Source organism: Vibrio sp. 970, assembly GCF_033339075.1.
Genome location: NZ_JAWOTW010000809.1, coordinates 1 through 519, shown reverse-complemented (window position 1 = coordinate 519; position 519 = coordinate 1). Strand labels below are relative to the sequence as shown.

The following is a 519-nucleotide window of genomic DNA, read 5'->3' as shown; positions in this document are numbered from 1 at the left end:
TCTTTAGAACGGTTTAGTCGCTCTGCAAGATCTTGAATCTCTGTGGGCATGTTGTCTGATTTTGACTTGGACTTTTGAGTACTGCTTTGGCGCTGGGGTGGCCTCGAATCACTATCAACCAATGCGATTGATTTATCCTGTAACTCCGAAGAAAGCTGCGTTAAGTGATCGCGCTCGTCGACATTGACTGAAAACCAAACTATGCCCGCCAAAACGGCGGACACAGTGATTAGTAAGCTGAGCTTCATGGCTTGATCACGGCGCTGACAGGGAAGTGATCCGACAGGTTGTAATGTTTCCACAACCCCTCTGCCGTTGAACGTGGAACATCAACGCGGTTGTCGTTAAACGATTTCACGCCATATTCGTTGCTCACCATGACGTAATCGAGGTATTCCACATTTTCGCCACCAGATAGCGCTTCGCCTGCGAAGTTATTGATACGAGGGTCGAACGTAGACGCTGTATAGCCAGAGTATTGAGGCTCCATCGCACTTAGGTTTGCGATCATCTGCTGGT

At 48.6% G+C, this 519-nt stretch carries 2 pseudogenes; both read right to left on the bottom strand.

Features of this window, described 5'->3' with window-relative positions:
• Positions 1-248 (bottom strand): annotated as a pseudogene (locus tag R7Q11_RS29330) (chromosome partitioning protein ParA); the annotation flags it as partial.
• Positions 245-519: pseudogene (locus R7Q11_RS29325) on the bottom strand (phospholipase); the annotation flags it as partial. The pseudogenes R7Q11_RS29330 and R7Q11_RS29325, both read right to left, overlap by 4 nt.